Source organism: Actinomadura hibisca NBRC 15177, from assembly GCF_001552635.1.
In the GTDB taxonomy this organism is placed as follows: domain Bacteria; phylum Actinomycetota; class Actinomycetes; order Streptosporangiales; family Streptosporangiaceae; genus Spirillospora; species Spirillospora hibisca.
Genome location: NZ_BCRO01000157.1, coordinates 1 through 1928, shown reverse-complemented (window position 1 = coordinate 1928; position 1928 = coordinate 1). Strand labels below are relative to the sequence as shown.

Genomic DNA, 1928 nt, shown 5'->3' with positions numbered 1-1928 from the left:
TCTACACCAGACCACCCAACCCCAACCCCGCGCCCCACACCCGACCACCCACCCCGGCCCCGCACGGGGTTGGCGCACAGGCCCACCAACCTCAACCCGCGCAGGTTTTCCGCGCCTGACCAGGAGGCATGGCCCCGCAAGGGGTTAGCGTCACACCCCCACCAACCCCAACCCCGCGCGAGTCCGCGCACCTACTCGCCCACCCCAACCCGCTGCCCCCACCACTGCCCCGAGACCTAACCCTGCGGAAGCCCCTTCAACGGAAGGCACTGCCCAGAGATCGCCTCGTCGGTCTCCCCGTCCACCGCGCAGAGCGTCAACGTGTCGAGCGAGGTTCCCTGCGGCACCGCCGCGCCCACCGAGGTGGTGTAGGCGACGCCGGGCTGGAGCCGTCCCTCGCCAGGCACGATGGGCGCACCGCCCTTCCGCGACACGTACGGAACGGCGGTGTCGCCGTCGTCCATCTCGATGCGGCGCTTGCCGTTCTGGAACAAGGCCAGGTCGGCGTCCAGGAAGAACGCCGAGGTGGTGCGGTCGGAAGGATTCGGCTTGACCTCGACGGTCACGACCGCGAACGCCTGCCCCACCTCCGCCTGCGTCCCGCTGGGCGCGACCGGCGCGAGCTTCGCCGCGACGCCCTGCACGCTGTAGGGGAGCTGACCGCCACCCGTCACGACCGGCCCGGACGCGGCGGGCACACCCGACGAGGCAGAGGAAGAGGCAGCCGGAGACTTGGCCGGAGCAGGCTTGTCATCGCCCCCGCACCCGGTGAGCAGCAACATCCCGGCACCGGCGACGAGCAGCAGTGAACGGCGCATGACCGCCTTTCAGAGTTGGGGGCCTATCCGGCCGGACCCTAACGCACCCACCAGGCCGCCCGGACCTCAATCCCCCACTCGGCAGCCGCTGGGGATGCGCCCCGTCACCCGCGCCCATGAAAGAAGGTGAACTCGACTCAAGGACAAGAGCTGTATGTCCGAAACTGGCGCGGCATCCCGACCCCGAACTGTTCACGGGGAACGGCATCCGCCTGATCACCTTCGACCGGCCCGGCTTCGGCCACTCGACGCCCAGGCGGGGACGGCGCGTGGCGGACGGCGCCGAAGACGTGGCGGCGATCGCCGACGCGCTGGGGATCGAACGGTTCTCGCTGTTCGGGGTCTCCGGCGGAGGCCCGCATGCCCTGGCGTTCGCGGCCTTGTACCCGGAGCGCGTGGAACGGGTCGCGACCCTGGCGGCCCTGGCACCGCGCGACGCCGAAGGACTGGACTGGACTGCCGACATGATGGAAGGCAACCGCGGCAGCGCAGCCGCCGCGGCCGGACGCGCGGTGGTGGCCGAACAGCTGGAGTCGGGCGGTTCAGAGGGACCGCCGATCCTGCCCAGCGTGGAGCAGGCTGTGCTGAGCCGCCCCGAAGTGCAGGAGATGCTGGCCACGGCCTACGCCGACGCAGTGCGACCGGGACTGGACGGGTGGATTGACGATGTCGTCGCGCTGTTCGGCACGCCGTGGGGCTTCAACCCGGCGGAGATCAAGGTGCCGGTTCGCCTGTGGCACGGGGAGCTGGACTCGGTGGTGCCGGTGGCGCACGCGCGCTGGCTGGCCGCACGGATCCCGACGGCGGACCTGAACGTGCAGGCGGACGCAGGGCACGCGGGCCACTTCGACGCGACTCCGGCGTCACTGGACTGGCTGCTCATGGGGGAGCGGACGGCCGACACGCAGGAGACCGGGCTGTCGATTTGACGCGGGGTGCGGGAGCGCATACCTTCTCTCCTTGTCCCCAGAGGGATGCAGGACGCCCGTTACGTGGTGGCCGGCCTCGGGGAACCTCTCCTTGATCACACTTGCTGCGGCTGTGCTGTGCACTGCCGTGCCCGCGTGTTGTGGAGTTGGGTCGGAAAAGCGCGGTTTTGACAAATCGCGG

General features: G+C 70.4%; 2 protein-coding genes. One reads left to right on the top strand and one right to left on the bottom strand.

The features are described 5' to 3' along the window. Positions 1–236: 236 nt before the first annotated feature. Positions 237–818 carry a hypothetical protein gene (locus AH6_RS41880; RefSeq protein ID WP_157432051.1) on the bottom strand — a complete coding sequence of 194 codons (582 nt, stop codon included), beginning with the start codon at positions 816–818 and terminating at the stop codon, positions 237–239. Positions 819–934: 116 nt separating this feature from the next. On the opposite strand from AH6_RS41880, the gene AH6_RS41875 reads away from it, so the two are divergent. Then, on the top strand, positions 935–1747 hold the full coding sequence (locus tag AH6_RS41875; RefSeq protein WP_083983979.1) for an alpha/beta fold hydrolase: 813 nt from the start codon (positions 935–937) through the stop codon (positions 1745–1747). Positions 1748–1928: the final 181 nt, after the last annotated feature.

What these genes read in the sequence shown, in the direction of transcription:
- AH6_RS41880 (WP_157432051.1), bottom strand. Translation starts at nt 818, where the DNA reads ATGCGCCGTTCACTGCTGCTCGTCGCCGGTGCCGGGATGTTGCTGCTC.
- AH6_RS41875 (WP_083983979.1), top strand. Translation starts at nt 935, where the DNA reads ATGAAAGAAGGTGAACTCGACTCAAGGACAAGAGCTGTATGTCCGAAA.